The sequence below is a fragment of the Propioniciclava soli genome, assembly GCF_038502305.1.
GTDB lineage: Bacteria > Actinomycetota > Actinomycetes > Propionibacteriales > Propionibacteriaceae > Propioniciclava > Propioniciclava soli.
Map to the genome: position 1 here is coordinate 1,548,559 of NZ_CP115965.1, position 24,102 is coordinate 1,572,660.

At 72.5% G+C, this 24,102-nt stretch carries 23 protein-coding genes; 21 read left to right on the forward strand and 2 right to left on the reverse strand.

Annotated features, from left to right (window positions below):
• Window positions 1–152: 152 nt before the first annotated feature.
• Genes PCC79_RS07065 through PCC79_RS07100 form a run of 8 tightly spaced genes read left to right on the forward strand, consistent with a single transcriptional unit; the run spans window position 153 to window position 7,649 of the window.
• Complete coding sequence (locus PCC79_RS07065) at window positions 153–1,037, forward strand: ParA family protein (RefSeq protein ID WP_342373394.1); 885 nt, start codon at window positions 153–155, stop codon at window positions 1,035–1,037.
• Window positions 1,022–1,339, forward strand: coding sequence for a hypothetical protein (locus tag PCC79_RS07070; protein ID WP_232548138.1), 318 nt, complete (start codon window positions 1,022–1,024; stop codon window positions 1,337–1,339). The genes PCC79_RS07065 and PCC79_RS07070 overlap by 16 nt, the downstream gene beginning before the upstream one ends.
• On the forward strand, window positions 1,336–2,193 hold the full coding sequence (locus PCC79_RS07075) for a segregation and condensation protein A (RefSeq protein WP_342373395.1): 858 nt from the start codon (window positions 1,336–1,338) through the stop codon (window positions 2,191–2,193). Before PCC79_RS07070 ends, PCC79_RS07075 begins: the two co-directional genes overlap by 4 nt.
• Complete coding sequence (gene scpB / locus PCC79_RS07080; RefSeq protein ID WP_342373396.1) at window positions 2,190–2,990, forward strand: SMC-Scp complex subunit ScpB; 801 nt, start codon at window positions 2,190–2,192, stop codon at window positions 2,988–2,990. The genes PCC79_RS07075 and scpB overlap by 4 nt, the downstream gene beginning before the upstream one ends.
• Window positions 2,990–3,736 carry a pseudouridine synthase gene (locus tag PCC79_RS07085; protein WP_342373397.1) on the forward strand — a complete coding sequence of 249 codons (747 nt, stop codon included), beginning with the start codon at window positions 2,990–2,992 and terminating at the stop codon, window positions 3,734–3,736. The genes scpB and PCC79_RS07085 overlap by 1 nt, the downstream gene beginning before the upstream one ends.
• 7 nt (window positions 3,737–3,743) lie before the next feature.
• On the forward strand, window positions 3,744–5,159 hold the full coding sequence (locus PCC79_RS07090; protein WP_342373398.1) for a proteasome accessory factor PafA2 family protein: 1,416 nt from the start codon (window positions 3,744–3,746) through the stop codon (window positions 5,157–5,159).
• Between the two features lie 60 nt (window positions 5,160–5,219).
• Complete coding sequence (locus tag PCC79_RS07095; protein WP_342373399.1) at window positions 5,220–6,248, forward strand: FKBP-type peptidyl-prolyl cis-trans isomerase; 1,029 nt, start codon at window positions 5,220–5,222, stop codon at window positions 6,246–6,248.
• 9 nt (window positions 6,249–6,257) lie between these two features.
• Window positions 6,258–7,649, forward strand: a complete 1,392-nt coding sequence (locus PCC79_RS07100) for a deoxyribodipyrimidine photo-lyase (protein ID WP_342373400.1) — start codon at window positions 6,258–6,260, stop codon at window positions 7,647–7,649.
• 306 nt (window positions 7,650–7,955) lie between these two features.
• On the opposite strand, the gene gluQRS is transcribed toward PCC79_RS07100, so the two are convergent.
• On the reverse strand, window positions 7,956–8,843 hold the full coding sequence (gene gluQRS / locus PCC79_RS07105; protein ID WP_232548132.1) for a tRNA glutamyl-Q(34) synthetase GluQRS: 888 nt from the start codon (window positions 8,841–8,843) through the stop codon (window positions 7,956–7,958).
• Window positions 8,844–9,067: 224 nt separating this feature from the next.
• Between gluQRS and PCC79_RS07110 the strand changes: the two genes are divergently transcribed.
• The 13 genes from PCC79_RS07110 (at window position 9,068) to ilvC (ending at window position 23,267) form a co-directional block, all read left to right on the forward strand.
• Window positions 9,068–10,003 (forward strand): helix-turn-helix transcriptional regulator, encoded by a 936-nt coding sequence (locus PCC79_RS07110; RefSeq protein ID WP_342373401.1) that lies wholly within the window; start codon window positions 9,068–9,070, stop codon window positions 10,001–10,003.
• Complete coding sequence (locus tag PCC79_RS07115; RefSeq protein WP_232548130.1) at window positions 9,994–10,941, forward strand: helix-turn-helix transcriptional regulator; 948 nt, start codon at window positions 9,994–9,996, stop codon at window positions 10,939–10,941. The genes PCC79_RS07110 and PCC79_RS07115 overlap by 10 nt, the downstream gene beginning before the upstream one ends.
• A 63-nt stretch (window positions 10,942–11,004) precedes the next feature.
• Window positions 11,005–11,160, forward strand: coding sequence for a hypothetical protein (locus PCC79_RS07120; RefSeq protein ID WP_342373402.1), 156 nt, complete (start codon window positions 11,005–11,007; stop codon window positions 11,158–11,160).
• A 33-nt stretch (window positions 11,161–11,193) separates the two neighbouring features.
• Window positions 11,194–11,481, forward strand: coding sequence for a twin-arginine translocase TatA/TatE family subunit (locus PCC79_RS07125; RefSeq protein ID WP_232548128.1), 288 nt, complete (start codon window positions 11,194–11,196; stop codon window positions 11,479–11,481).
• Between the two features lie 64 nt (window positions 11,482–11,545).
• Window positions 11,546–12,307 (forward strand): twin-arginine translocase subunit TatC, encoded by a 762-nt coding sequence (tatC, locus tag PCC79_RS07130; RefSeq protein WP_232548127.1) that lies wholly within the window; start codon window positions 11,546–11,548, stop codon window positions 12,305–12,307.
• Window positions 12,304–13,209, forward strand: coding sequence for a diacylglycerol kinase family protein (locus PCC79_RS07135; RefSeq protein ID WP_342373403.1), 906 nt, complete (start codon window positions 12,304–12,306; stop codon window positions 13,207–13,209). The genes tatC and PCC79_RS07135 overlap by 4 nt, the downstream gene beginning before the upstream one ends.
• Window positions 13,206–16,004 (forward strand): DEAD/DEAH box helicase, encoded by a 2,799-nt coding sequence (locus PCC79_RS07140; protein WP_342373404.1) that lies wholly within the window; start codon window positions 13,206–13,208, stop codon window positions 16,002–16,004. Before PCC79_RS07135 ends, PCC79_RS07140 begins: the two co-directional genes overlap by 4 nt.
• Before the next feature lie 87 nt (window positions 16,005–16,091).
• Window positions 16,092–18,413: a sialidase family protein gene (locus PCC79_RS07145; protein ID WP_342373405.1), complete on the forward strand. Its 2,322-nt coding sequence runs from the start codon at window positions 16,092–16,094 to the stop codon at window positions 18,411–18,413.
• A gap of 15 nt (window positions 18,414–18,428) precedes the next feature.
• Complete coding sequence (hisF, locus tag PCC79_RS07150) at window positions 18,429–19,202, forward strand: imidazole glycerol phosphate synthase subunit HisF (RefSeq protein WP_232548123.1); 774 nt, start codon at window positions 18,429–18,431, stop codon at window positions 19,200–19,202.
• 39 nt (window positions 19,203–19,241) lie between these two features.
• Entirely contained in the window at window positions 19,242–19,640 is a 399-nt protein-coding gene (locus PCC79_RS07155) for an HIT family protein (RefSeq protein ID WP_232548122.1), read from the forward strand.
• A gap of 237 nt (window positions 19,641–19,877) precedes the next feature.
• The gene (locus PCC79_RS07160; RefSeq protein WP_425325657.1) at window positions 19,878–21,623 is read left to right on the forward strand and encodes an acetolactate synthase large subunit; all 1,746 of its coding nucleotides are present in this window, start codon (window positions 19,878–19,880) and stop codon (window positions 21,621–21,623) included.
• Window positions 21,620–22,201 (forward strand): acetolactate synthase small subunit, encoded by a 582-nt coding sequence (gene ilvN / locus PCC79_RS07165; protein ID WP_342373406.1) that lies wholly within the window; start codon window positions 21,620–21,622, stop codon window positions 22,199–22,201. The genes PCC79_RS07160 and ilvN overlap by 4 nt, the downstream gene beginning before the upstream one ends.
• A 37-nt stretch (window positions 22,202–22,238) precedes the next feature.
• Entirely contained in the window at window positions 22,239–23,267 is a 1,029-nt protein-coding gene (gene ilvC / locus PCC79_RS07170; protein WP_342373407.1) for a ketol-acid reductoisomerase, read from the forward strand.
• Between the two features lie 138 nt (window positions 23,268–23,405).
• Here ilvC and PCC79_RS07175 read toward each other — a convergent pair whose 3' ends face one another.
• Complete coding sequence (locus tag PCC79_RS07175) at window positions 23,406–24,026, reverse strand: transglycosylase family protein (RefSeq protein ID WP_269779161.1); 621 nt, start codon at window positions 24,024–24,026, stop codon at window positions 23,406–23,408.
• Between the last annotated feature and the right edge of the window lie 76 nt (window positions 24,027–24,102).

A 24,102-nucleotide genomic window follows, 5' to 3' on the forward strand; every position in this document is an offset into this window, starting at 1 on the left:
TTGACGCCTCAACTAATCGCGAGGGGGGGCTCGGGTGCGGTGACGACCACCGGCGCGGTACTGCACCCTGCGCCGCCGCGCCACAGCCCGGCGTGCGGTGCACGACCCGGCGCGCCTAGGGTAGGGGTGTCCCAGCACCCGGAAGGACTGTCGTGAGCGAGAACCCCGCCCTGTTCGAGGCCGAGCCCGTCGAGGAGCTCGGCCCCACCGGCCGGCCGTGGCCCGACCTGCCCGAGCCCCGCGGCCCGAAGGAGGGCCCCCGCCGGGCGGTCGTCATCGCGATGACCAACCAGAAGGGCGGCGTCGGCAAGACGACCACCACGATCAACCTGGGGGCGGCCCTCGTCGAGACCGGCCGCCGGGTCCTCATCGTCGACTTCGATCCGCAGGGGTCGGCGTCCGTGGGGTTGGGCGTCAACCCGCACACGCTGGACGCCTCGATCTACAATTTGCTGCTCGGCCGCGACCTGAACCCGGCCGATGTGGTCATCGACTCCGGCGTCGAGGGGCTCGACCTGCTGCCCGCGAACATCGATCTCTCGGCCGCCGAGGTGCAGCTCGTCTCCGAGGTGGCGCGCGAGCAGACGCTGCGCCGCGTCCTGAAGCCGCTGCGCAGCGCGTACGACGTCATCCTGATCGACTGCGCGCCCTCGCTGGGGCTGCTCACCGTGAACGCGCTCACGGCGTCCGACCAGGTGGTCATCCCGCTGGAGTGCGAATTCTTCGCCCTGCGCGGCGTCGCGCTGCTCACCGACACCATCGCGAAGGTGACCGACCGGCTGAACCCCGACCTGGAGATCCTCGGCATCGTGGGCACGATGTACGACGGCCGCACCCTGCATAGCCGCGAGGTGCTCGAGCGGGTCGTCGAGGCGTTCGGCGACACGGTGTTCCACACCGTGATCAAGCGCACGGTGAAGTTCCCCGAGACCACCGTGGCGGGGGAGCCGATCACCAGCTACGCGCCCAGCTCACCCGGCGCGGACGCCTACCGCATGCTCGCCCGGGAGGTGCTCGCCCGATGCCCCGACGCGTAGGCCTCCCGGGGGCGTCCGAGCTGTTCCGCCCAACCGACACCGAGGGCGTGGCCCGCGAGGCGGACGCCGCGCGCGCCCCGGTGAGCCACTCCGGCCGGGTGCGCCACGACGAGAAGATCACCGTGTACGTCAGCTCCGAGGAGCTGCTCGCCCTGGAGCACCTGCGCCTGGAGCTGCGCGCCGAGCACGGCATCGCCGTCGACCGCGGCCGCATCGTGCGCGCGGCGATCGCGTCCGCCCTGGCCGACGTCTCCCGGCGCGGTGCCGGCGCCGACGTCGTCGAGCGGCTCCTCGAGCCGTGACGGCCGACCCCGGCGTGGCCGCCCCGGTCGCGCCCGGCGCGGCGGCACCGTTCACGGTGCGGCTCAGCAACTTCACCGGCCCGTTCGACCTGCTGCTGCAGCTCATCAGCCGGCACAAGCTCGACATCACCGAGGTGGCGCTCAGCACGGTGACCGACGAGTTCATCGCCCACATCCGGGCCATGGGGCCCGAGTGGGATCTGGACCAGACCAGCTCGTTCATCGTCGTCGCCGCGACGCTGCTGGACCTCAAGGCGGCCCGCCTGCTGCCGCGTGGCGAGGTGGAGGATCCCGAGGACCTGGCGCTGCTCGAGGCCCGCGACCTGCTGTTCGCCCGCCTGCTGCAGTACCGCGCGTTCAAGGAGCTGGCCGCGATCATCGCCGGCCGCCTGGACGACCAGGGGCGCCGCCACGCCCGCCCCGGCGGGCTGGAGGAGCAGTTCGCCCGGTTGCTGCCCGAGGTCGAGATCACCGCGGACGGGGACCAGCTCGCCTGGCTCGCCGCCCGTGCCCTCACCCCGTCGGGGGAGCCGGCGATCTCGCTGGCCCACCTGCACGCCCCGGCGGTGAGCGTGCGCGAGCAGGCGGAGGTGATCGTGGGGCGCCTGCGCGGGGCGGGGACGCTGACCTTTCGCGCCCTGGTGCAGGACGCCGACGACCGCCTCGTCGTGGTCGCCCGCTTCCTGGCACTGCTCGAGCTGGCGCGCGAGCAGGCGGTGGCCTTCGAGCAGCTCACCCCGTTGGGCGAGCTCACCATCCGCTGGACGGGGGCGTCGCTGGGCGAGCTGGCCATCTCGGCGGAATTCGACGAACAGGACGCCGAGCCCGCGGCGTCCGGGCAGGAGGAGCGATGAGCGCACCACAGGACGCACCGGCGGTCGACGTGAGCGACGAAGACCTGGACACGATCACCGGCCCGCTGGAGGCGCTGTTGTTGATGGCGACCGAGCCGATGGGCACCGGCGAACTGGCCCAGGCCATCGACGTGCCCCGGCCGGTCGTGTGGGCCGCCCTGGAGCGGTTGCAGCGCTTCTATGACGAGACGGGTCGCGGCTTCGAGCTGCGCGAGGTGGGTGCCGGCTGGCGCTACTACACGCGGGCCGAGCACCACGAGCTGATCGCCGCGTGGGTGCTGGAGGGCCAGCACGCCCGGTTGTCCCAGGCAGCGCTGGAGACCTTGGCCGTGGTGGCCTACCTGCAACCGATCTCGCGCTCGCGGGTCTCGGGGATCCGCGGTGTGAACGTCGACGGCGTGATGCGAACGCTGGTCACGCGCGAGCTGATCGAGGAGGCGGGCCCCAGCGAGGAGACGGGGGCCATGTTGTTCCGCACCACCAACCTGTTCCTGGAGCGGCTGGGTTACGCCTCGGTGGACGACCTTCCGCCGCTGGCACCCCACCTGCCGGAGGCGTCCGCGCTGGAGGCCGAGCTGGCCGGGCTGGCCGAGCAGGTGGCGCCCGAGGCGTCCGGAGGGGAGGATGGGGGCATGACGGAACAGGCGAGTGAGAACGCGGAGATCCCGACGGCCGAACAGGCGCGCGACTGGGCCGACGCGCAGGCGTCCGAGCACGACAGGGCCGACGAGGCGGGCCAGCGCGCGGACGAGGTGCCGCAGGGCGAGGAGCTCGAGCGCCTCAGCGACCCGCAGTGATGGGGGACCCGAACGACGAGGGCATCCGGATCCAGAAGGTGCTGGCGCGGGCCGGCATCGCGTCGCGGCGCACGGCCGAGATCATGGTGGACGAGGGCCGGATCGAGGTCAACGGTGAGATCGTGACCGCGCAGGGCCGACGCGTCGACCCCGAACGCGACGTGATCCGGGTCGACGGTGCGCGCATCCCGCCGCCGCGCCGCCACACCTATCTGGTGTTCCACAAGCCACGCGGGGTGGTGTGCACGATGGACGACCCGCAGGGCCGGCCCACGATCACCGACCACCTCGACGCCGCGCAGCGGGCCGATCGCCTGTTCCACGTCGGCCGACTCGACACGGACACCGAGGGCATGCTGCTGCTCACCAACGACGGCGATTTCGCGCAGCGCATGATGCACCCCAGCTACGAGCTCACCAAGACGTACGTGGCCGAGGTGGAGGGCGAGGTGACCGACGCCGTCGTGGCCCGCCTGCGCAAGGGCGTCCGGTTGGAGGACGGCTGGGTCAACCCGGACGCGGTGCGTCTCGATTCGCACACGTCGCAGCGCAGCATGTTGACGGTCGTGCTGCACGAGGGGCGCAACCGGATCGTCCGGCGGCTGCTGGCCGCGGTGGGCCACCCGGTGCGCCGGCTCTCCCGCACGCAGATTGGTCCGGTGCGGATGGGGCAGCTGCGCAGCGGTGAGCTGCGCGAACTCACCCGCGACGAGCTCGGCGCGCTTTTGGACGCCGTGCAGCTCTGAGCCCGGCATGGGCGCCCAGGGACGGCCGGGCCGGGTGCACGGCGTCGAGACCGAGTACGGCCTCACCGCGTCCCGCGCCGGCCGGCGGTTGGCCTCGGACGAGGCCGCCGAGCGGCTCTTCGCCCCGGTGGCGCGCAGCCGGGCGAGCACGAACGTCTTCCTGGGCAACGGGGGACGGTTGTATCTCGACGTCGGCGCCCACCCGGAGTACGCCACCCCCGAGTGCCGGGACGCGCGGTCGCTGGTGGTGGCGCAGCGGGCCGGGGACGTGCTGCTCGAACGGCTGGCCGAGCGGGCGGCGGCGCAGGCGGGCGCGGCGGGGGAGCCGGTGGCGTTCCGGTTGTTTCGCAACAACGTCGACAGCTTCGGCAACACCTGGGGCAGCCACAGCAACCACCTCGTGTCCCGGGACGCCGATCCGGCGGCGCTGAGTGCCTGGCTGGTGCCGTTCCTGGTGAGCCGGTTGGTGGTGAGCGGCGCGGGTCGGTGGCGGCGGGGCCGGTTCACGCTCTCCCAACGCGGGGACGTGCTCGGCGACGTGGTGTCGAACCAGACGACGCGGGCGCGTCCGCTCATCAACACCCGCGACGAACCGCACGCCGATCCGGCCCGGCACCGGCGGCTGCACCTGCTGGCCGGCGACACGCTCACCCTGGAGGAGCCGGCGTGGCTGGCGGCCGTGTGCACGGAGCTGGTGCTCCGGGTGGCCGAGTCCGGCGTCGCGCCGCCGCGGGGGCCGGCCGAGCCGCTGGCTGCGTTGCGCGCGTGGAACACCGACCCGGACGCCGGCGTCCCGGCCGAGGGCCCCGGCGAGGTCAGCGCCCACACCGTGCAGCGCGCCTGCTGGGAGGCCGCCGCGGCGCAGGTGGACGACGAGGAGACACGCGCCGGGCATGCGGCGTGGGGCCGGGTGCTCGACGCCGTGGCGGCCGGCCGGCCGAGCGGCGCGGAGTGGGACACCAAGCGTCGGCTGCTCACCGCGTGGGCGGCGGCGCACGGGGCGTCCGCCGACGACCCGCGCCTCGACGCGCTCGACCTGCGCTGGCACGAGCTGGGCCGCGACGGCAATGGCCGGCCGCGCGGGCTGGCGCGGCTGGCCGAGGCACGCGGTCAGGTGCCGCGGCTGACCACGGACGCCGAGGTCGGGGCGGCGGTGGGCACGGCGCCCTCGCCCACGCGGGCCCGCGTCCGGGGTGCGTTGGTGGACGCGGCCCGTGCCGCGGGGCGGGACGTGACCGTCGACTGGGCCCGGTTCGCCGTGCACGACCTCGCGGGCGGGGCGGACGCCGCGCGTGCGGAGGACGTCGCCCTGGCCCTCGACGACCCGTTCGCCGACACCGATCCCCGCGCCGACACGCTGGCCGCGCGCATGGCGTCCGAGCCCCGGGTGGGCCGACTCGGCGGCTTCGTGCCGCCCGCGTGACGCGCCGCCACGCGCGGCACGCGTGCAGGGGCGCGGCCGGGCACTGGGTAGCATGACGGGGTGCCTAGCTCTCCCCGCCGCCTGCGCGCGGCCGCCGCTGTGGTGGCCGCCGGGCTCGCCCTGACGCTGACCGCCTGCTCGCCCGACACGGCTTCCACCCCGGACGCGACCGCCACCGCGGAGCCGACCGAGACCGTCAGCGCGGAGCCAACGCCGACCCCCACCCCCACGCCGACCCCCGTGCCGGTGTCGGACTCCATCGACGGCATCAGCGTCACCGGTGAGTTCGGGGCGGTGCCCGTGCTGGGCTTCGTACCGCCGTTCGCCATCGACCAGACGCGCAGCCGCGTCGTCATCCCGGGCTCGGACGCGGCGGCGACGGTCGGGGCCGACGCCATCATCGAGGTGCAGTACGAGGCGTACAACGCACGCACGGGGGACAAGTTCGACAGCTCCTACGACCGCGGCGCGCCGTCGGTGATGAGCCTCTCCCAGCTCGTGCCGGGCTTCGTGGAGGGCATGACCGGGAAGAAGGTGGGCGACCGCGTCCTCATCGTGATGCCGGGTTCGGAGGGCTACGACGCCAGCGGCGGCAACGCCCAGGCCGGCATCGAGATCGGTGACTCGCTCATCTTCGTCGTGGACCTGCTGGCCGTGTCGGTCGAGACTCCCACGGGTGAGACGCTCACCCCCGCTCTGCCGGTCGAGTTGGGCACCGACGAGGCGGGGCTGCCGACCGTCGCCATTCCCGCCGGAGCGGCCCAGCCCACGGAGCGGCTCGTCGAGCCGGTGATCCGGGGCACGCAGCGCGGGCTCGAGGCGTCCGACCTGATCCTGGTGCACTACCGCGCCTACAGCTGGCGCACCGGCGCGCTGCTGGAGGACAAGTTCGCTGAACCGGACTCCGGCCAGCTCTCCCAGACGATCCCCGACTGGAGCGAGGGCTTGGTCGGGCAGCCGATCGGCTCGCGGGTCGTGCTCATCGCGCCCAACCCGTACCCGGCCGGCAATGCCGCCCCCGCGATCGAGGCGGGCGACTCGGTCGTCTACGTCATCGACATCCTGTTCGCGTCCTCGGCCGTCGGCTGAGCCCGGCCCATGGGTGAGCAGCTGACCCTGGTGTGGTTCCGCGACGACCTGCGCGTCGCCGACCATCCGGCGCTGAGCGCGGCGTGCGCCGAGGGGCCCGTCATCGGCCTGTGGGTGCGCGAGGAACGCGATGCCGACGGGGCCGGCCCGCGTCCGTTGGGCGGGGCGAGCCGCTGGTGGGCGCACCGGAGCCTGGAGGTGTTGGCCGGGGAACTGGAGGCGCTCGGCATTCCGCTGCTGTTCGCCGCCGGACGGGCGGGTGAGGTGGTGCCGCAGGTGGCGCGCGATCTGGGCGCCACGGCGGTGCGGTGGACGCGACGGTACGCGCCGGCCTCCGTCGCGCTGGACGCCTCGTTGAAGGAGAGCCTGCGCGGGGCGGGGCTGGCGGTGCACAGCCACCCGGGGTTCCTGCTCGTGGAGCCGGCCGACATCGCGCCGGCCGGGCGCAGCCACTACCAGGTGTTCACGCCGTTCCAGCGGGCCGCCGGTGAGATCCCGGTCGGGACGCCCCTGCCGCCGCCCCCGGCCCCGCCGCCCGCCCCGGCGGTGTCGTCGGCGGCCACCTGTGGGCTGGACGAACTGGGGTTGTTGGACGGCACCGACGCCGCGCTGTCGGCGGCGACGCCGCAGTGGTGGGCGGACACGGTGGCGCGGCACTGGGAGCCCGGTTGGATGGCGGCGGAGGCCGCGCTGGCGGAGGTCCCCGAGCGCATCGTGGGGTACCGGACGGGCCGCGACCGCCCCGATCGCGAGTCGACCTCGCGCCTCTCACCGCGCCTGCGGTTCGGTGAGGTCTCGCCGCGGCAGGCGCTGGCCGCGGCCGAGGCGTCCGAGGTGCCGGACGTCGACCGCTCCGCCTGGGTGCGGCAGCTGTACTGGCGGGAGTTCTGCTGGCACCTGACCCACCACGTGCCGCGCCTGGACACCGAGCCGCTGCGCGCACAGTTCGCCGACTTCCCGTGGGCGCCGGACGAGGAGTCGGCCCGAGCATGGCAGCGGGGGCGCACGGGGATCCCGCTGGTGGACGCGGGCATGCGCCAGCTCTGGGAGTCGGGCTGGGTGCACAACCGGGTGCGCATGGTGGTGGCGTCCTTCCTCTCCAAGAACCTGTTGCAGCCCTGGCAGTCGGGGGAGCAGTGGTTCTGGGACACCCTGGTCGACGCCGACGAGGCCAACAACCCGGTGTCGTGGCAGTGGGTGGCCGGCAGCGGTGCGGACGCCGCGCCGTACTTCCGCGTGTTCAATCCCGAGACGCAGCGGCAGAAGTTCGACCCCGACGACGGCTACGTCCGCCGGTGGGTGCCGGAGTTCGGCACCCCGGAGTACCCGGATCCGATCGTCGACCTCGCCGAGTCCCGCCGGGCCGCCCTGGACGCCTACGCCGTCGTGAAGGCCCGCTGATCCTGCCGCTGGCGGCGCCGCCGCCCTGCCGCTGGCGCCGCCACCCTGCCCTTGACGCTGCCACCCTGCCCTTGACGCTGCCACCCTGCCCTTGGCGCCGCCGCCCTGTCCTTGGCGCTGCCACCCTGTCCTTGACGCTGCCACCCTGTCCTTGGCGCTGCCACCCTGTCCTTGGCGCCGCCGCCCTGCCCGACCTGCACCGCCCTGCTGTTGCAACGCTGGGGTGGTGGGCTTCGGGCAGGGAGGCGCTCGCAGCGGCAGGGCGGTGACGTCAACGGCAGGGGGGGCGGCCTGCTGGACGGGGCCTCAGCCGCGCCAGGTCCAGGAGCCGTGATCGACCGTGTCCGGGTCGAACCGGTCGAGCAGGTCGCGGGCGCTGACCCTCTCCGCCGCGTCGCACAACCCCAGCGAGGCGCCCAGCAGGGCCAGGACGGCGCCGGCGTCCCACCCGGCGGCGGCCAGGTCGGCCAAGGTGACCGCGCCGTCGCGCTTGGCCAGCCGTTGGCCCTCGGCGTTCACCACCAGACCCACGTGCGCGTAGGTGGGCTCCACCCCGCCCAGCGCCCGGGCCAGCCAGGCCTGGCGGGGCGAGCTGGAGAGCAGGTCATCCCCGCGGACCACCTGGGTCACCCCCTGGGCGAGGTCGTCCACCACCACCGCGAGGTTGTAGGCCCAGGCCCCGTCGTTGCGACGGATCACCACGTCGTCCACGACCCCGGTCACCACGCCGGCCCAGCGGTCGTGCACGGTCACTGCGCGGTGATCGCTCGCCACCCGCAGCGCCGGCGGTCGCTCCGCGCGCCGGCGGGCCCGCTCGGCCTCACTCAGCTCGCGACACGTGCCGGGGTAGGGGCGGTACCCGTCGTCGTGGGGCGCGGACGCCGCCTCGGCGATTTCGCGCCGCGTGCAGTAGCACTCGTAGGTGGGCAGCGACGCGGCGGCCTCGGCGTACAGCGCGACGCGCTCGGACTGCCACACGACCGCCCCGTCGTGGTCCAGCCCGAGCGCGGCCAGGTCGGCGAGCTGGCGGGCGGCGACCTCGGGGGCTGCGGCGACGCGGGTGGCGTCCAGATCTTCGATGCGCACCAGATGGTCGACCCCGGCGTGCCGCGCCATCAACCACGCGAGCAGCGCGGTGCGCAGGTTGCCGAGGTGGAGATCGGAGGTGGGGCTGGGAGCGAAGCGGCCGGTCACGGTCTCCACTCAAGCACGTCCGGCCGAACGCGACGAACGCGGTGCCTCGCGACGGCGCAGCAAAGCCGGCGCGACGAAAACGTGACACTCGATCGACGTCAATCGCCCGCGGCACGCTCAGCGGACCACCGACCTTCCGATCGAGTGCGGCCTTTTCGTCGCAGAAGGCGCACCACCGGCGGGCCGGACGGGTGCGCGGCACCACCCCCGGTAGCCTCGGGGGCGTGTCAGCGCGCAAGTCGGAGCGGATCCTGAATCTCACGATCTGTCTGCTCATGGCGCGCCGGTTCGTGGAGCGCGAGCAGATCCGCACCCTGGTCGAGGGGTACCAGGGGCTGAGCCAGGCCACGTTTGAGCGCACCTTCGAGCGCGACAAGGACGAACTGCGCGCCCTCGGCGTCCCCGTGGAGACCGGCAGCAACAACCCGCTCTTCCCCGACGAGGTGGGTTACCGCATCCGCCGGCGCGACTTCGAGCTGCCTCCCCTGGAATTCGACGCCGGCGAGCTGGCGGCCCTGGGCGTGGCCTCCGGGGTGTGGGATTCGGCCCGCTTGGCCGAGCGCGCCACGCAGGCGGTCGCCAAGCTCCGCGCCTCGGGGCTCGACCCGGACGCCAGCCGCGTGGCCGCCTTCGCACCCAGCGTCGCCGCGCACGAACCCGGCTTCGAGGTGCTCTGGCAGGCCACGCTGGAACAGCGTCCGGTCGCCTTCCGCTACCGCAGCCGGCCCCGGGTGGTCGAGCCCTGGCAGCTCACCTCCCGCACCGGGGCCTGGTATCTCATCGGCCTCGACCGCACCCGGGGCGAGGGGCGTTCGTTCAAACTCTCCCGCCTGGAGAGCGAGGCCCGGTTCGCCGGCGACCCCGGCACCATCGCCCTGCCCGATCCCGACGTGGTGGCCGCCCACCTGGCCTCCCTGGAGGCCCGCCGCGACGCCCCCGCGCTGGTGGCCGTCCGGGAGGGCGCGGCCGGCGACCTGATCCGGTTCGCCGAGCCCGCGGACGCCCGCGTGCCCGAGGGCTACCGCGCGTGGCGCGTCGAGCTGGGTCGCGACGCCGCCGGTGACCTCGCCTGGTACGGCGCCGACGTCCTGCCCCTGGATCCGCCCGAGCTGGTGGCCGCCGTCCGGGCCCACCTCGAGGCGGTGGCCGCATGGGCATGACGAGCGCGGCCCAGGTCACCCGCCTGCTGGCGCTGGTGCCGTACCTGCAGGCGCACCCGGACGCCGACCTCGCCGCCACGGCCGCCACGTTCGGCGTCTCGACGCGCCAGCTCGTCGCGGACCTGAACGTGCTCTGGTTCTGCGGGCTGCCCGGCGGCCTGCCCGGGGATCTCATCGAGGTCGACATGGACGCCCTCGACGCCGGACGCATCCGGCTCTCCAACGCCGAGTTCCTCGCCCGCCCGCTGCGCTTCACGATGGAGGAGGCCACCAGCCTCGCCGTGGCCCTGCGTGCCCTGGAGGAGATGGCGGACGCCGAGCTGGCCGGTTCGGTTCGCAGCGCCCGCGCCAAGCTGGAGAGCCTGTTCGGGGGTGCCGAGCGGATCGACGTGAGCGTGTCGGCAGGGGAGGAGAACGTCCGCGGCCGGCTCGCCGAGGCCATTGAGGCCGGGGTGGCGGTCGAGCTGATGTACCACGGCGCCTCGCGTGGATCGGTCACCCAGCCGGTGGTCGATCCCGTCCAGCTCGCCACCCGGGACGGCTACGGCTACCTCGTCGCCTGGGCCCCCGAGCGGGACGGCTGGCGCACCTACCGGCTCGACCGCATCGGCGGCGTCCGGGTGACCGACCAGCCGGTGGGTGAGCACGGCGAGGCCCCGGCGCTGGCGTCCGGCTGGCTTGACGAGCGGCCGGACGCCGCGCGCGTCACCCTCGACCTGACGGCCGCGGGCCGCTGGATCGTGGAGTATCACCCGACGGTGTCGGTGGAGCGGCTGCCGGGTCAGGTGTGGCGGGTGGAGCTGCTGGTCGCCGATCCGGCGTGGCTGCGTCGGCTGCTGCTGCGGCTCGGCCCGGCCGTCGTGCGGGTGGATCCGCCCGAGGCGGCGACATCGGCGGTGGACGCCGCCCGCGAAGCCCTCGCGCTGTTGCGCGCGTGACCCCTGACCCTGACGGGTCGCGCGTTCATCTGCCGTTCGTGGCCGTGCAGTAGGGTTCGGCGCATGGTCTGGGTGGGGGTGGTGGTGGGCGCTGCCGTGGGCAAACTCGTCACCGAGCTCGGGACGCGGGGTGACCGGGCGGCAGCGCTGCTCCAGATCGTGGAGAGCGTCGGCGCGGCACCGACTCCGCACCGCAGCGTGCAGCGGTGCTCCGCCTAGACTGGTCCGAGACTTCCAGGGAAGGGAATCGTCATGCCGATCAACATGCAGGGCTGGGAATGGGTCATCCTCATCGTGCTCGCGCTCCTCATCTTCGGCGGCAGCCGTCTTGCGGGCGCTGGCAAGAACGCCGGACGCGCTCTGCGTGAGTTCAAGGACGAGACGCGCCAGATCAAGGCCGACGAGGAGCGCGCCCGCGCCGAGTCGGAGGTGCGTGGCACCCCCAGCACCGGTGCCACCGCCGTGGAGGCCGAGACCACCGAGGTGTACGAGGCCGAGGTCGTCGATCCGCAGGCCGAGCGTCGTCCGGATCAGATCTGACGCCGTCGTGGCCCGTCTGAACCTCTCCTGGCTCAGACCACCGGAGGTCCCCAAGGACGGCGTCATGTCCCTGGCGGACCACCTGCGAGAGCTGCGCTACCGGCTGCTCTTCTCGCTGGTGGTGGTGGTGATCGGCATGGTGGTCTGTGCGTTCTTCTACAACGCGCTGTTCAACTTGCTGAGCACGCCGTTGGATTCAGCCCGCGTGGCGTTGGCGGCGTCCAACCCCGAGCTGACCGTGCTCACGACGTTGAACGACATCACCGAGCCGCTCCTGCTCGCGCTCAAGATCATCGCCGTCGGCGGGCTCGTGTTGACCTCGCCGATCTGGATCTACCAGGTGTGGGCCTACGTGGTGCCCGCGCTGCTGGCCAAGGAGAAGCGGCTGGCGCTGGCCTTCCTGTCGGCCGCCATTCCCTTGTTCTTGGCCGGGGTGGCGCTGGCGTACTGGGTGGTGCCCCAGGCCATCGTCGTGCTCCTGGGGTTCACCCCCACCAGCACCGAGGTGACCAACATGCTCAACCTCGGCAACTTCCTGAACCTCCTCATCCAGCTCATGCTCGTGTTCGGCGTGGGCTTCCTGGTGCCGGTGTTCGTGGTGGCGCTGAACATGATCGGCATCCTCCCCACCTCGGCGCTCAAGAAGTCCCGGCGCTACGTCTTCTTCGGCTGCTTCGTCTTCGCCGCGGCGGCGACCCCCGGGGGCGATCCGTTCTCGATGGTCGCGCTGGCCATTCCCATGGCCCTGCTGTTCCTCGCGGCGGAGTGGATCTGCAGCGTCAACGACAAGCGCAAGGCCAGACGGGGAGACGTGGTCCCGGTATGACGGGAGTGACCCTCGTGGTCAACCCCGCCGCCGGGCACGGGCGCGCCGGGCGGCTCGTCGGTCCGGTCGCCGCACGGCTGCGCGACGCCGGCGTCCGGCTCACCGTCGAGGCGTCCACCGACTACGACCACGCCTTCCGGCTGTGCCGCGACGCGGTGCGGGGCGGGGTCGACGCCCCCGCCGTGCTGGGTGGCGACGGCATGGTTCACGCCGGGCTGTCGGCCTGCGCGTGGACCGACGTGCCGCTCGGCATCGTTCCGGCCGGGACGGGCAACGACTTCGCCCGCTCGGCGGGCATCCCGGGGCGTTGGCGGCCGGCGGTGGACGCGATCGCCGCGGGCCACACGCGACGTGTCGACCTCATGACCGTGGAGGGCGATCTGAACGAGGGCAACAGCGCGCTGGTCGGCTCCGCGCTGTCGACGGGGTTCGACGAGGTGGTGGCCGCGCGGGCGGCGTCCCTGCCGCTGCACCTGGCCGGGCCGTCCTACGCCTACGCGGTGTTCGCCGAGCTGCGGCGGTTCCGTCCGTTCCATTACCGATTGACCGTGGATGGGCAGGTGCGCGAGCTGGAGGCCATGCTCGTCGCGGTCGCCAACGCGGGCACGATCGGCGGCGGCATCCGCATCGCCCCCGATTTCGATCTCACCGACGGATTGCTCGATGTGACCATCGTCCACCCGGTACGGACCGGGACGCTGCTGCGTCTCTTCCCGCGCCTGTACACGGGCAGCTTCGTCCATCACCCGGCGATCGAGCGGTTCCGGACGCCCGCCGTCACCGTCGACGGCACCGACCTGTTTGGCTCCGCCGACGGTGAGCCGCTCGGCCGGGTTCCGCTCGCCTGTGCGGCCGCGCCGGGAGCGTTGCAGCTCATCGTCCCCGAGAGGAGCGCCGCATGACGGCCCCAGAGCGTCCCCCGCAGGAGAGCCCGGTGGAGCCGGGCCCGCTGTTCGCCACCTTCGCGTCGGCCTACCCGTTCGGGCTCGACCCCTACCAGCGGGACGCCTGCGCCCACGTCGAGGCGGGGCAAGGCGTCCTGGTGGCGGCGCCGACCGGGGCAGGCAAGACGGTGGTGGGGGAGTTCGCGGTGTTCTGCGCGCTGGCCACGGGGCGCAAGTGCTTCTACACCACCCCCATCAAGGCGCTGAGCAACCAGAAGTACCACGACCTGGCCGAGCGCCACGGCACCGACCGGGTCGGACTGCTCACCGGCGACACCTCGATCAACTCCGAGGCGCCGGTCGTCGTGATGACGACCGAGGTGCTGCGCAACATGATCTACGCGGGCTCCGCCACGCTGGCGAACCTCGGCTACGTGGTGATGGACGAGGTGCACTACCTTGCCGACCGCTTCCGCGGCGCGGTGTGGGAGGAGGTCATCATCGGGCTCGCGCCCAGCGTCCAGGTGGTGTCTCTTTCGGCGACCGTGAGCAACGCCGAGGAGTTCGGCGCCTGGCTCGACGAGGTGCGCGGGGGCGTCGCGATCGTGGTCAGCGAGCGGCGTCCGGTGCCGTTGTTCCAGCACGTGATGGCCGGACGCCGCATCCACGACCTGTTCGCCGACGAGGCCCCCACGGCCTTCACCGGCGAGGGGAGCGCCGCAACCCTGCGCGCCGACGTGAACCCCGAGCTGACCCGGCTCGCCAAGGAGGAGTCCCGGTTCGTGCGCGACGACTCCCGCCGCCAGCGCGGGCGTGGGCAGCGGGACCGGATCGAGCGCAACGCCGCCGGTCGCGGCCAGCGTGGCCCGCAGCTGGTGCCGCGACGCGACGGTGCGGTGGAGAAGCTGGAGGCCGAAGGTCTGCTCCCGGCGATCTACTTCATCTTCAGCCGTGCGGGCTGCGACCAGGCCGTCGAACAGCTGCTGCGCTCTGGAATACGCCTGACCTCCGGTCAGGAGCGGGCCCAGTTGACCGCCCTGGCGGACGCCGCCGCCGAGGGCCTGGGCCGCGACGACCTCGCAGCCCTGGGCTTCTCGACCTTCAAGGAGGCGCTGCAGCGGGGGGTGGCCGCCCACCACGCGGGCATGCTGCCCGCGTTCAAGGAGTGCGTCGAGGAGGGGTTCGTCCGCGGCCTGGTGAAGGTGGTGTTCGCCACCGAGACGTTGGCGTTGGGCATCAACATGCCCGCCCGCTCGGTGGTGCTGGAGAAGCTGGTCAAGTTCAACGGCGAGGCGCACGTCGACATCACCCCCGGTGAGTACACGCAGCTGACCGGCCGGGCCGGACGCCGCGGTATCGACGTCGAGGGGCACGCGGTGGTGCTGTGGCACCGCAACATGGACCCCCGGCAGGTGGCGGGACTGGCCTCACGGCGCACCTACCCGCTGCGCTCGTCGTTCTCGCCGACCTACAACATGGCCGTGAACATGGTCGCCCGCGTGGGCCGGCAAAAGGCGCGCGGTCTGCTCGAGCAGAGCTTCGCGCAGTTCCAGTCCGACGCCGGGGTGGTGGGGTTGGCGCGGGCCATCGCGCGCAAGACGGAGGCGGTCGGTGCGCTGTGGGCCGATGCCGCCTGCGAGCAGGGTGATTTTGAGGAATACGCTCGTATTCGGGCCGAGATCGCGGCGCTGGAAGCGGCCGCGGCGCGGAGTCGGAAGTCCGATCGGCGCGCGGAGGCGATCAGCGCCCTGCTCGCGGTGCAGCCCGGCGACATCATCAGCGTGCCGGCCGGTCGCCATGAGGGCTGGGCCGTGGTCATCGATCCGGGCGTGGGCCGCGATCGCAACCAGCCCGCGCCCGTGGTGATGACCGAGCAGCGTCAGGTGAAGAAGCTCTCGCTGACCGATTTCCCCTCCCCGCCGGTGGTCGCCGCCCGCATGCGGGTGCCCAAGCACTTCGACGCCCGGCAGGCGAAGGACCGCCGCAACCTCGCCGCGGCCTTCCACTCCCGCCTGGCCACGATCGACACCTCCGTGGAGCGCTACCAGCCGGCCGCCCGCGATGCGCAGGTCTCGGCCGAGGTGGCCCGGCTGCGCGACACGATGCGCGACCACCCGTGCCACGACTGCCCCGACCGCGAGGCGCACGCGCGCACCGCGGAGAAGGCGCTGCGCACCGAGCGCGACATCGCCGACCTGCGGCGGCAGTCCGAGCGCCGCACGAACACGATCGCCACCCGCTTCGACAAGATCTGCACGGTGCTCGCCGCGCTGGGGTACCTGAGCGAGGACGCCGAGACGGTCACCGATGCGGGCCGCCTGCTGGCCCGCATCTACTCGGAGCTGGATCTCGTGGCGGCCGAGTGCATCCGCGCCGGGGTCTTCGACGAGCTCACTGCCCCCGAGCTCGCGGCCGTGATCAGCGCGCTCACCTACGAGGCGCGCGGCGGTGACCAGCGGCGTCCGGCACGCATGCCCACCCGCTCGGCCGAGATCGCCCAGACGATGGTGCGCCGCATCTGGCGCGAGGTGTCGCTGATGGAACGCGATCACCGCCTGGACGACGGGCGGGAGCCCGACATCGGCTTCGCCGAGGCGACGTACCTGTGGGCGGGCGGCGCGGCGCTCGGCGACCTGCTGGAGGCCACCGAGCTGACCGCGGGCGACTTCGTGCGCTGGATGCGCATGGTGATCGACCTGGTGGGTCAGGTGGCGGACGCCGCCGGCCCCGGCCCGGTGCGGGACCGCGCCCGTGAGGCCATCCGCATGCTGCGCCGCGGCGTGGTGGACGCGGCCTGGAACGAGGACGACTGACGCGGGGCGTGTGCCCGGTGGGTGCGTTGTCCACAGATCACCCCTGGAGTGCTGCGTTCTGACGGCGTGATGCGGCAGGGTGAGGGCATGCCTGGTGTTCGCCTGACGCGTCTCATCCTCGCTGCGGTGCTGGTGGCTCTCGTCTCGGGCTGCTCGCTGCTCGGCCCGTGGGGGCCGCCCCGCAATGCACCCACGCTGCCCGCCGAGCAGTTCCCTGCGCTCGCCGACCGGGAGCCCGACGTCCACACGAGCGTGGAATCCCTCGCCGCCGACGGCTCGGACGTGGTGGCGATCGCGCAGGTGAACGGCCGGGTCGACCTCGCCTCGTTCTGGTGGTCGTCCGACGCGGGGGTCACGTGGCAGGAGGGTCGGCTCTCCGACGAAGCGGCGGACGCGACGCAGATCGGCGAATCGGTGTGGGGGTTCGCCGCCGTCTCGGTGCGCGAGGCCGGACGCCTGTGGCTCGGCCTCGGTGCGAAGGGCGACGACCGCATCGCCTGGACGAGCACGGACGGGCAGACCTGGGACCGGCAGCTGATGACCGGCCTCGACCCCCGGCGGGCGTCCGTGGGCGAGGTGGTCGGCACCCCCGACGGCTTCCTGGCCGTGGGCTCGCTGTGGAACGAAGTGGAGCAGACGACCGCCCCGGCGGTGTGGCGTTCTGCGGACGGGATCACGTGGGAGGCCCAGCTCCTGGAGGGCGAGGGGTGGCTGGCCGACATCGCGGTCCATGACGGAACCATGGTGGCGGTCGGCTCGCACGGGTTCGACGCCATGACTGCGGAAGGCCGCGTGCGCGAGCCGTTGCTGTTCGTCTCGACCGACGCCGGCGGCACCTGGGCGCGGCAGGCCGTGCCCGAGCCCGCCTACTCCGGCGAGTTCGTGACCTCGTTGACGCACGTCATCTGGACTCCGGACGGCTACGTTGCCGGTGGACAGCTCTTCTCGGGGGAGCGTGGCAGCTACCGGGCGTGGACCTTGGAGAGTGCGGACGCCGTGTCGTGGTCGCCGGGCGACGTGCCGGAACTGACGAGCGACCAAGGGGTGGTGGGCCTCGCCCAGACGGAGAGCGGAACGTTCCTGGTCGCCACCGGCGTGCAGCAGAACACCACCCAGATCCAGTTGTTCAGCCGCAGCGCGCCGGGCGTGTGGGAGCTGCGGGTCACGCCCGAGGTGGTGGGGGAACGGTGGGTGAACGACACGCTCGGCGTGGGTGGCGCGCTCCTGCTCAGCGTGGGGGTGTCCGATCGAATCGTCGACGAGGTGCTCTGGCGCACCGACGACCTGGCGGCCACGGCGTGGACGCAGTTCCGCATTCCCGTCCCCGAGGCCTCGGGGGCCCGTACCGAGCCGGCCGCGCTGCTGCTGCGCGACGGCGTGCTCACGGCCTGGGGCAACGTCCAGGGGGCCACGGGGGTGTGGACCCGGGGTGAGGACGGCACCTTCGGCGAGCCGCGCATCGTGCGCGACGAACCGCGGGAGTCGTTCGGGGGCATCCACGCCGGCGAACCCGGGTTGCTGATGCTCGGGTCGCGGGCGGGTGAGGCCCAGGTGCTGTTCTCCGCCGACGGCGAGACGTGGGAGGAGTCGGGGCCGGGCACGTTCAACCGCGTCGCCCAGTACCACTCCTCCGAGGTCAGTGACGCGACATGGGCGGGGGACCGCTGGATCGTCGTGGGGACGCGCTCCACGAACGGTGATGTGCGTCAGCACGCCCTGATCAGCAGCAGTGCGCGAGGAGCCTCGTGGACCCCTGGTGCGGGCACCTCCGTCCTGGCCCGGGGAGACTCGTTCAGCGAGGACGACGCTGCCACCGACCTGGAGGGGTTGGAGAACATGGGGCGCAGCATCGGCGCGGTCGCCACCACCCCGAGCGGGTTGCTCGCGGTGGGCCACACGACCAGCGTCGACGGAGACCGCCCTGCGCTGTGGCGCTCCGACGACAAGGCGACGTGGACGCTCACGACGCTGCCCAGCGAGGGAGCCGCGGCGGCCACTGCCCACTCCGTTCGGGTCGAGGGCGACCGGGTGGTGGTGATCGGCTACGCCCGGTCCACAGGCAGCACGGATTGGGCTCCGATCGTCTGGACCTCCCACGACGGTGGGGCCACGTTCTCCCAGGGAACCTTGGGTGACCAGGGCCGCTCCGGGGCCACGCTGCTCACCTCATCGCCTGACCACGGTTTCGTGGTGACGGTGGGCGCTTGGGACGGGGGTGTCCCCACGGTGTGGCGTTCAGCCGACGGCGTGGCGTGGACGGCGGAGCCCGTCACCGTCCCGAACGCCGCCGACGGGGTCGAGGCCGGTGTGCAGACCGCCCTCATCGAGGGCGACACCCTGCACCTGCTGATGTACGTCACGAACCGGCTGGACTCCGTCCCCGTGATCGTGGACGTCCCGCTCGCCTGACCTAAGCTGACGCCCATGGCGGTCGCGATCAGGGTCATCCCGTGCCTCGACGTCCACGACGGGCGCGTGGTAAAGGGTGTGAACTTCCTGAACCTCCGCGACGCCGGCGACCCGGTCGAGCTGGCCCGGGCCTACGGCGAGGCGGGCGCCGACGAGCTGACGTTCCTCGACATCTCCGCCTCCTCCGACGCCCGCGCCACCACGTACGAGGTCGTGACCCGCACCGCCGAGACCGTGTTCATCCCGCTGTGCGTGGGGGGTGGCGTCCGCAGCGTCGAGGACGTCGACCGCCTGCTGCGCACGGGGGCAGACAAGGTCGGCATCAACACCGGGGCCATCGCCCGGCCGCAGACGATCGACGAGATCGCCACGCGTTTCGGCAACCAGGTGTGCGTGCTCAGCCTCGACGCCCGCCGCGAGGCGGGGCAGCCGTCCGGCTTCGGCGTCACCACCCACGGCGGCCGGAAGCCGGCCGGCCTCGACGCGCTCGAGTGGTGCCGCGAGGCCGTCGACCGGGGGGCGGGGGAGATCCTGCTCAACTCGATGGACGCCGACGGCACCACCGACGGCTTCGACCTGACCATGATCGAGGCCGTCCGGCGCGTCGTGGACGTCCCCGTCATCGCCTCCGGCGGCGCCGGCACCGTCGCGCACTTCGTGGCCGCCGCCCGCGCCGGCGCGGACGCGGTGCTCGCCGCGTCCGTCTTCCACTACGGCACGCTGGGCATCGCCGAGGTGAAGGCGGGCCTCGCCGAAGCGGGCTTCGAGGTCCGCACCTCGGTGGCCTGACCCGCCGCCCCGAGCCCATCCCACGGAAAGGACGCCCCCATGGCCGAGTGCCTCTTCTGTCGCATCGTCGCCGGTGAGATCCCGGCCAAGCAGGTGTACGCCGACGCGCACGCGATCGCGTTCCTCGACCTGGAGCCCTTCAAGCGGGGCCACACCCTGGTCGTCCCCCGCGTCCATGTGGGTGACGCGCTCGCCGACGCCGACGTCCTCGCCTCGCTCGCCCCGGCGATCACCGCCACGGGCAGGCTGCTCACCGAGCGGCTCGGCGCCTCGGGCATGAACATCATGGCCAACGTCGGCGCGGACGCGGGGCAGTCGGTGTTCCACCTGCACGTCCACCTCATTCCGCGCTACGCCGACGACCCCGGCCTGGCTGCGCTGCTCGAGAAGACGGGCGACACCGACCTCGACGCGGTGCACGCGGCGTTGACGCACTGATCCCTCCCGGGTGGCCCGATCCGTCCGCCATCCGGGACGCGGCGCGTCCACATTGCGGAGTCGGCGTGGCCCGCCCCTATAGTGGGGCTCGTGCAGTTCACCGCCCTCGTAGTCGTACCGCGCGTCGCCTGACGGCCGTCAGCCGCGACGCGCTCCCTCGCACGCCAGCACCGGCGTCGGGGGTTTTTTCTTGCGAGGACACCGACCTGCACCCCCCGATCGAAGGAGATGATCACCATGACCGACACCATCCAGGCCACAGAACTCACCGGAGCACAGGCGCTCGTCGAGTCGCTGGAGCGGATCAGTGTAGACGTGGTCTTCGGCATCCCCGGCGGGGCGATCCTGCCGGCCTATGACCCGCTCGGCCAGAGCAAGCTCGTCCGCCACATCCTGGTGCGCCACGAGCAGGGCGCGGCGCACGCGGCCGAGGGGTACGCCATGGTCACCGGCAGGGTCGGCGTCTGCATCGCCACGTCGGGCCCCGGCGCCACCAACCTCGTCACCGGACTCGCGGACGCCTACATGGACTCGGTGCCGATCGTCGCCATCACCGGCCAGGTCAACTCCACGGCCATCGGCACCGACGCCTTCCAGGAGGCCGACATCCGGGGCATCACGTTCCCGATCACCAAGCACAGCTTCCTCGTCACGCGGGCCGAGGACATCCCGGCCGCGGTCAAGGCCGCCTTCCACATCGCGGGCACCGGCCGGCCCGGGCCCGTGCTCGTCGACATCAGCAAGGACGCCCTCGCGTCCACGGCGCCCTTCACGTGGCCGAGCGAGGTCGACCTGCCCGGGTACCGGCCCAACACGACGCCCCACGCGCGGCAGATCCGGGCCGCGGCGGCGCAGATCGCCCAGTCCAAGCGCCCGGTGCTCTACATCGGCGGTGGCGTGGTGAAGGCCCAGGCGTTCGAGGAGCTGGCCGAGCTGGTGGAGATCACGCAGATCCCGGTCGTCACCACGCTCATGGCCCGCGGCGCGGTGCCAGACAGCCATCCGCTCGCCCTGGGCATGCCCGGTATGCACGGCACGGTGGCGGCCGTCGGCGCACTGCAGCGCGCCGACCTGCTCATCGCGCTCGGCACCCGGTTCGACGACCGCGTCACCGGCAAGCTCGACAGCTTCGCCCCGCACGCCAAGATCATCCACGCCGACATCGACCCGGCCGAGATCGGCAAGAACAAGCCGGTCGACGTCCCGATCGTGGGTGACGTCAAGAACGTCATCCGTGACCTGAACGAGGTGCTCCGCGGCGCCTACCTGCCGGACCACTCGGCCTGGACGACCTACCTGACCCACCTGAAGGCCAAGTACGCGCTCGATCCCGAGCCCACGAAGGACGGCCTGCTCAGCCCCGAGTACTGCATCAAGCGGCTCGGCGAGCTCTCCGGCGACGCCATCTACGCCGCGGGCGTGGGCCAGCACCAGATGTGGTCGGCGCACCTGCTGCCCTTCGAGAAGCCCGGCCGCTGGCTCAACTCCGGCGGCGCCGGCACGATGGGCTACTGCGTCCCCGCGGCCATGGGCGCCCAGGTGGGTGCGCCCGGCCAGGTGGTGTGGGGCATCGACGGCGACGGCTGCTTCCAGATGACGAACCAGGAACTCGTCACCTGCGCCCTCAACGGCATCCCGGTGAAGATCGCGGTCATCAACAACGAGTCGCTGGGCATGGTGCGGCAGTGGCAGACGCTGTTCTACGGCGGGCGCTACTCCAACACGAACCTTGAGAGCCGGCGCGTGCCGGACTTCCCGATGCTGGCCGAGGCCATGGGGGCGGTCGGCCTGCGCGCCGAGACGCCCGAGGAGGTCGACGAGGTCATCACGAAGGCCCTCGCGATCAACGACCGGCCCGTCGTGGTCGAGTTCGTCGTCCACAAGGACGCCATGGTGTGGCCGATGGTGCCCGCCGGTACGAGCAACGACGACATCATGATCGCCAGGGATCTGGCGCCCGACTGGGAGGATGAGATCCTGTGAACGCCCAAGAGACCTCCCTGAGCAACGTGGCCCCCGGCCCGCGCCGGTGGCAGACGCACACCCTCAGCGTCCTCGTCGAGAACAAGCCCGGCGTGCTGGCCCGCATCTCCGGTCTGTTCGCCCGCCGCGGGTTCAACATCGAGTCGCTGGCCGTCGGCCCCACCGAGCGCCCCGAGCTGTCGCGCATCACGCTGCAGGTCGGCGTCGACTCACCGGACGTGCTCGAGCAGATCACCAAGCAGCTCAACAAGCTCATCGAGGTGATCAAGATCATCGAGCTCGAGGACGCCTCGGCCGTGCGCCGGGAGATGGTGCTGATCAAGCTGAAGGCCGACCCGGCCACCCGCAGCCAGATCATCGAGATCGTGCAGCTCTTCCGTGGCAAGACCGTCGACGTCCACGCCGACAGCCTGGTCGTCGAGGCCACCGGTTCACCGGACAAGCTGGACGCGCTGCTGGAGATGTTGCGCCCCTACGGCATCCGCGAGCTGGTCCAGTCCGGCCTCGTCGCCGTGGGGCGCGGCAGCAAGTCGCTCACCGATCGGGCCACCAAGGGTGGCCGCCTGTACCACCACTGATTTCTCTCCACCACATCACACAGTGAGGAACACATCCATGGCAGAGATGTTCTACGACGACGACGCCGACCTGTCGGTCATCCAGGGCCGCACCGTCGCCGTGATCGGCTACGGCAGCCAGGGCCACGCCCACGCGCTGAGCCTGCGTGACTCCGGCGTCGACGTCCGCGTCGGCCTGCGGGAGGGCAGCTCGAGCGCGGCCAAGGCGGAGGCCGAGGGTCTGCGGGTGGTCAGCGTCGCGGACGCCGCCGCCGAGGCCGATCTCATCATGATCCTGGCCCCCGACCAGCACCAGCGGAAGATCTACGCCGAGGAGATCGAGCCGCACCTGCAGCCTGGCGACGCCCTGTTCTTCGCCCACGGCTTCAACATCCGGTTCGGCTACATCACCGCCCCCGAGGGTGTCGACGTCTGCATGGTCGCCCCGAAGGGCCCGGGGCACCTCGTCCGCCGCGAATACGCGGAGGGCCGGGGCGTCCCCGTGATCGTGGCCGTCGAGGTGGACGCCTCCGGCGAGGCCTGGCCGCTCGCGCTCAGCTACGCCAAGGCGATCGGTGGCCTGCGGGCCGGTGGCATCAAGACCACGTTCACCGAGGAGACCGAGACCGATCTGTTCGGCGAGCAGGCTGTGCTCTGTGGCGGCGCGTCCGCCCTCATCCAGGCCGGTTTCGAGACGCTGATCGAGGCGGGGTACCAGCCCGAGGTCGCCTACTTCGAGTGCCTGCACGAGCTCAAGCTGATCGTCGACCTCATGTACGAGGGCGGCATCGCCAAGCAGCGGTGGAGCATCTCCGACACCGCCGAGTTCGGCGACTACGTGTCCGGGCCGCGCGTCATCGACGAGCGGGTCAAGGCGTCGATGAAGGACGTGCTCACCGACATCCAGTCGGGCGCGTTCGCGCAGCGCTTCATCGACGACCAGGACGCCGGCGCCCCGGAGTTCACCGCCTTCCGCGAGAAGGCCGAGGCGCACCCGATCGAGAAGACGGGCAAGGAACTCCGCAAGCTCATGGCGTGGGTCAAGAGCCACGACGACGACTACGTCGAGGGCCACGCCGCGCGCTGACGCGGCCGCAGCCACGTCCGGCACGCACCGGACAACCAACCAGGGCACCCCGCAGCTGCGGGGTGCCCTGGTTCGTTGGAGGAGGGGGGCCGTCGGCGCCGGCCATGGGGGAGCCGGCACCGACGGGATCGTGGGGCCTCAGCCGATGACGACCTGCTGGCCGACGCTGATGCGGTTCGGGTTGGCGATGGTGGAGCGGTTGAGCTCCCACAGGGTCCGCCATCCGCCGGACACGCCGTGGGCGCGGGCGATCCTGGCGAGCGTGTCGCCCCGCTTCACGGTGACGACCTTGCCCGTGGCGGCCGGCGTCGCCGCCCGCTCGGCCGAGCGGGTGGTGGTGGCGGTGCGCGCGGTCGTGGTCGATGCCGTCGGGGCGGCGGCGGTGGTCGCCGCGCTGGCGGACGCGGCACCGCCGTTGGCGCGGGTCAGGCCGGCCCGCTTGCCGCAAGTCGGCCACGCGCCCGGGCCCTGGCCCGCCAGCGTGCGCTGCGCGATGACGATCTGCTGCTCCCGGGTGGCCTGGTGGGCGTTGGGGGCGAACTCGCGACCGCCGTATGCGCGCCACGTGGAGCTGCTGAACTGCAGCCCGCCGTAGTACCCGTTGCCGGTGTTGATGTTCCAGCGACCACCCGACTCGCACTGGGCGACGGCGTCCCACACGGAGGCGGCCTGCGCGGGAGTGGCGGCGAGCACGGGGGTGCCGAAGCCCACGGCGGCGGCGGCGACGAGGGCGGCTGCGCGCCGGGAGGTCTTGTTCATGTCGTTGCGTCCTTCATCGTTGGCGGGCCACCCTCCGGTGTGCCCTGACGGCGCCAGAGTAGGACCATACTGAGCG